General features: G+C 33.6%; 4 protein-coding genes and 2 pseudogenes. 3 read left to right on the plus strand and 3 right to left on the minus strand.

The genetic code is table 11. The features are described 5' to 3' along the window. The first annotated feature begins 726 nt into the window (after positions 1-726). Together ACFFHF_RS10180 and ACFFHF_RS10185 are read left to right on the plus strand one after the other, a co-directional pair. Positions 727-1,242 (plus strand): hypothetical protein, encoded by a 516-nt coding sequence (locus ACFFHF_RS10180; protein WP_340902409.1) that lies wholly within the window; start codon positions 727-729, stop codon positions 1,240-1,242. Positions 1,243-1,348: 106 nt separating this feature from the next. Next, entirely contained in the window at positions 1,349-1,789 is a 441-nt protein-coding gene (locus ACFFHF_RS10185; protein ID WP_377058055.1) for a hypothetical protein, read from the plus strand. Between the two features lie 790 nt (positions 1,790-2,579). On the opposite strand, the pseudogene ACFFHF_RS10190 reads toward ACFFHF_RS10185, so the two are convergent. After that, a pseudogene (locus tag ACFFHF_RS10190) lies at positions 2,580-2,679 on the minus strand (DUF1657 domain-containing protein); the annotation flags it as partial. A gap of 311 nt (positions 2,680-2,990) precedes the next feature. Between ACFFHF_RS10190 and ACFFHF_RS10195 the strand changes: the two are divergent. Next, positions 2,991-3,338 (plus strand): hypothetical protein, encoded by a 348-nt coding sequence (locus tag ACFFHF_RS10195; RefSeq protein WP_039234828.1) that lies wholly within the window; start codon positions 2,991-2,993, stop codon positions 3,336-3,338. 901 nt (positions 3,339-4,239) lie between these two features. On the opposite strand, the pseudogene ACFFHF_RS10200 reads toward ACFFHF_RS10195, so the two are convergent. Both ACFFHF_RS10200 and ACFFHF_RS10205 read right to left on the minus strand, forming a co-directional pair. Continuing rightward, positions 4,240-4,635 (minus strand): annotated as a pseudogene (locus ACFFHF_RS10200) (Tn3 family transposase); the annotation flags it as partial. Between the two features lie 81 nt (positions 4,636-4,716). Then, positions 4,717-5,178: a DUF421 domain-containing protein gene (locus tag ACFFHF_RS10205; protein WP_160549925.1), complete on the minus strand. Its 462-nt coding sequence runs from the start codon at positions 5,176-5,178 to the stop codon at positions 4,717-4,719. Positions 5,179-5,428 lie beyond the last annotated feature (250 nt).

Raw genomic sequence — 5,428 nt, forward strand, 5'->3', positions numbered from 1 at the left:
AAAACAGCTGGCTTCTTGGCAGGAGAATCATGCCTGCAGAGGCTCCATGTCAAGCAACATGGCCTTTTTGAAGAATAATGAAAGAAATCTATAAAATAAAAAACTGAGGAAATGAAAGAATAAGAGAGTTATTGTCCAAAATTCGGGGGTTAATCCGCAACATTCAAGTTAATTTAGTGAACTCAGGAAAATTGAAATACCAAGACGGACATTATTAAGAACGATAAAAGAGTAATTCTGGAACTATATTAAGTAGCGAAATTACATAGAAGGAGCTTCATTAATTACACAAAAGTCAATTCTTAATGTATGGAATTGACTTTTTATTCTAATACATCTGCTTAGCGTATAATATTCGCGTTTTGTCGGCAGGACCCCTATATATACTTCATAATCGATTGAGTTGGCTTTCCTTCAGGTTTTTATCAAGTTCCTCAGCTTACCTGCTCTTTATCTGTTTGTTAAGAACGTTTTAAAAATGCCTGTATACTTTTAACACCGGCCTTGTTTGCAAAGGAAAATTATACTTGCAGAATGCAACATATTTATCCGTTTGGAAAGAAAACAAAATTTATTTTGTTAAATGAGACAAATGCCTAGTCTAGGGACATAAGTGAAACATACCATAGAATTGTAAATTGGTTTTAAAAGGTATTTAACCTCATTTAACACACGATATTGCTTCTTTTTTTAGAAGTGAAAAAATTTAAAAAGGGTGATAAAAAAATGGAAGCCCAAACGGAAAACTATAAATATTTATTGGGATGGTGTACCGACATTTATGTTCATTGGGAAAGTGTGAAACCGAAGTTCTCAAAACTCTTTGACTTAAGAACTTTAGAGGAATGGGAAGAGACATGGCGTAATTTAATGAGTAAATTACAAAAAAATTTAACAGTAGACTCTGAGGACTTTGAGACAGCTACAAGTCTGTATGAACAGTGGGAGGTGCTATACAAAGAAGCGCATCCAAATCTAGAGGGTAATGAATCCGATGAGAGAGAAAATTCGGATCAGGATTTGAAAAGTGAAACATTAATGGCAATAAAGCCTTTTGTTGATTATGGTCTAAAAGAAGCTGCTCTTACTTCCTATGAACATGCGCTAACTGAAATTGCCGCAATGGCCTACCTTCTGGGAAAAGGCTTTGATCAACAAACAGCTTATAAAACCGTTGAATCTTGGGAAGTAAATGAAATGTTCGAAACCGAATATGGAAGATTCAAAATGAATAAATATTAAAATAATTTATTAGACTTTCTTTCTTTTTTTAACACTCTGATGTATAGATAGAAATTAAACTTTAAACTCTTGTATTTATGATTATTACGAAACGAGGAATCAACTTTTGCAAACTGCACAGAAACTCATGGTTAGTATACCTTTTCCATCAAAATGGGGTATTTCGGCTTCTATAGCCGGTCGACCCATTATTTGGGGAGTACTCATCATTAATTCTATTACAGGTAATAATAAAGTATCTGGTACAATTAATTTTCGTGGTACACCTATTCAAATTAATGGGTATTGGGAAGAAAACACCAAACAAATAAGTTTTGATTCACCATATGCCTCATTTTTTGGTAACTTAATTATATTTGATGATCCCTCGATTAGAATTCGTCATTTCGTTTTAAGTGGACGGTTTATTATGAAACCTCCCTCTTTGCTTGCAGGTGAGTACGGAACTTGGATTGCTACAACTGATACAGCACTCACTGAACCTCCTATATATCAGAACGGCGTTCCTCCTGCCGGAGTCTTTTTAACATCAGATATCCTGTACTAAATCACTACCCTCCCGTTACACTATGGTAAGATATCTTTATATATATCACATATATTAGGCGCACTAGTCCGTTAATCCACTTGAATAAATTATTTTTGTGTCACCCCGAATAATACTCTTTTTTTAGATTATGGTAATGGTTTCACATCAACCGGTTTTTAAATAGTATTTAGGAATGGATTCATTTTGACAATCGATTGCCCCCTTATCCATAAAGCCGATTATTTCTCGTAAGTTGAGGAAAAATCGGCTTTATTCATGACGAATTATGCTTAGCGTATGTTTTAAGCGCTTTTTGTTGGTGGGATCCCTTATATATAAAATAGCCTTATAATCAAAACGGTTGCTATATTTCATTGCTAAAAACTTTTATTGATTCCAAATTCTCTTTAAATCCAATGGAACGAATCCTTATTCCCATGTATCTCCCTATGTATGATAGGATTTGAAAAGCATTGATCTAAACTTAACCCTTCTTTTTTATGCCTAGCTCTTATAAAGTCTTCGGGTAATCGCATAACACTTGCTCCTTTTATATTTTTTATAAAACAACTCTTGGTAAGAAAGCTTAGTTTTTATTCGCTCTCTGTAATATACCAAGAATGTTGCGACATAAAGCTTAGAATTGTAATTTTTACGAACGTGTGCTTCAGTTATTTTTTTTATGAGACTGGGCTTGTTTGTTTTGTTGTCTTACTTGTTGTTCATTATTTTTGCTTGTAAACTCATTTCCTTATTGATTTTGTGCTCCTTGCGTACTGCCTTGGGAAGCTTGGCTTCCATCTTGGGCTTATTGCGGTTCTTCTTGTTCGATTTGTTGAACGCGTGGTTCAACGCTGTGTAGAACGGATTGAGTGTGTAGCCTCTTGGTAAAGCTGCTTAGCTTGTTGANCGCCTTTAATTTTTACTTTATTAGAATGATGTATAAGAATATTTTTTATAACTTCCAATTTTATCCTGATTTTAAATGACCAAAAACCCACAGTTATGTAATTATATTTGATAAATGGCACCATTTTTTTGATAGAAGCCTCTTTTCCTCTGTACTACATTTTTTATCTTCAATTCCTGACACCTAGGCCGCTACTGTTTGGTGATCAAGGACATTAATTTTATTGATGTTAAGTTAAAATGTTCGTATAAAAAAGTGAAAGGAGAAGATAATATTGAAAGTAAACAACCAATAGAGAGGACGATAAAAATGAATCTAAAGTGGTTAAGGCTATTAACAGCAGTTTTTCTATCTGCCATCATGTTATTGGGGTGTAATAATGTAGAAGAGGATAAGGATCCACCACCACCTGAAGTGGATGTAGATCCTGACACAGAAGAACCCATTGAAGATCCTGAAGATGCAAATGACCCAGATAATATAGATGAAAATGATGTGGACCCAGATACAGAAGAGCCAATTGAAGATCCTAAAGATGTAAATGACCCAGATAATATAGATGAAAATAAAGATGATGAAGCTGATTTAGTCCCTGATGCAGAAGAACCCATTGAAGATCCTAAAGATGTAAACGATCCAGATAATATAGATGAATAAATATTAACAGCAATAAGGCACACCGTTTGTTTTCAAACGGTGTGCCTTATTGTTCCAAATTTAACTGTTATGATAAAGCTCAATTGTTGTTTTTTTAACCAATAGTACAAAAATACATTTAAACATTTCAACTCTACTAGTTTTCCTTTATAAGCATGGAACATATCAACTATTTTTAAAACATTTTATTAATTTCCCAAGATTCAACCGTTAAATAAACGGTCTATGCCAATTAAATAGGTTATTGCAGCACTTCCTTCAGCTCAGGGTATTGCGAAAACTGGCTGGAATATTGAGGATGATAATAAGACATGTAATTATGATATTGTATAATTTTTATAACTCCCCTTTCTTAAATTGAATATATTTAGTTTTATCTTATTTTCCTAATTATCCTAGGACTAGACATTTGCCTACATACCCAAATTTGAAAAAACAAATAAAGAAATAAGTAATAGCAAAAGTTAATCATCTTTCCTTTCTTTAATAGCAATGTAAACGAAACTCCTTTTTTATTTTCCATTTATTTCATCGTTAAAATCCCTGTGACTAAACAAGCTAATAACAAAACTATTTAGAGGTGTCTCATTAGAAAAATACCAAGGGCCTTATTGGTTACCGTTTCCATACTTATTCTTTTATCCATAGGGTTACAATTTTTAGTACAAAATACAAGAAACACAGAGAATCACGAAAATGAAAAGGGAGCTGTCAAAAACAGATTTAATACCCCTATAACCAGAGTCCAAAATGCGAAAAAAATGTTCTTCAAATAAACAGCATTGCCATGGATGAAACCATAAAGGGGTACTGCCGACTAAACGCAGATATAATACGCTAAGGAATTTTTTAGAAGGTAAAAGCCTGATTTTTCTACGTTAAGCAGAAAAACCAGGCTTTTTTATATCCTAAGTGGACGCAGGGCATGTATCGAGTTCAAAATCTCAGGTATAAATGAATATTCTCCGAGAAAGTTTATGTGTTCCCATCCCAATGGTGATATGTGAGGAAGCAATTCCTCTTGATATTTTCCTATATTTTTAAAATGTTCAATTGCTTGTGATAAATTCACGGTATTCCAAATGCTGATGGCATTAATAATTAGATTTAATGAGCTGGCACGCTGTAAATGATCTTGTAATGCTCTTTCTCTAAGTTCTCCCTGTTTTCCGAAGAAAATAGCTCGTGCCAAGGCATTCATGGATTCTCCCTTATTTAATCCACGTTGGATTCGCCGAAGTAATGAGTGACCGACAACTACTTGAGTATTGTTTATATTACCTTTTATCCGATTCATTAAAACATTAGCCTACATAGACGTTACAAAATTGTTTAGGTTTTCGTTGAAGTTACGTGTTTAACGTATTCAGGTTATATTTTATTTAGGGCTTATATGTATACCTTCACTCTCTCGCCAATCTGCGTAGAGTATACGCTTTTCATTTTCATATCCATTAGCAGTTAATTTGTTATGTAACCACTGTTTATCAAAGCCGTGTTCATGTAAGTTATCCCATAAAATTTCTCCATCTATAATTAACGATGTTGGGAGGTCTACTGGACTTTCTGGAAGATTAAAATCTTGCTTTTCTGGTTTTTGATACTTAGATTTTAATAATATGCTTAATTGCCCATTCGCTTCCAATATACCGTATTTGACTTCACGAACTGAAAAAACATTATTTTGCCGAAGCAAACTCAATACCTGATTTATATCCAATTTGTTCTTTTTAAGTAACTTTCTGTCGATGACACCATTCCGAATGATGATATTAGGATTGCCTAAAAAGAGAGAACGTGCCGATTTGTTTTTTAGAGTTATAAACTCTATCCCCAACATGAGAAGAGTCCACAATCCGATGGCATATAAAAAATGAAAAGTCCTTACCTTATCTTTGAACTGCACCCCTTAAAGTAGATGTTGAAAAACCCCCTTCAGGGCAACACTTACTTTTAGGGGTGGTTTTTTATGGGCATTAAAGGTCAACAGTACCAAACATACTCGTTCGACTTAAAAATGGAAGCGATGAAAATGAAGCAAAATGGTTATACAAATACCCAAATAACAGAAAAATTACAAATTAAGGATA

This window comes from Robertmurraya beringensis (genome assembly GCF_042433785.1).
In the GTDB taxonomy this organism is placed as follows: domain Bacteria; phylum Bacillota; class Bacilli; order Bacillales; family Cytobacillaceae; genus Robertmurraya_A; species Robertmurraya_A beringensis.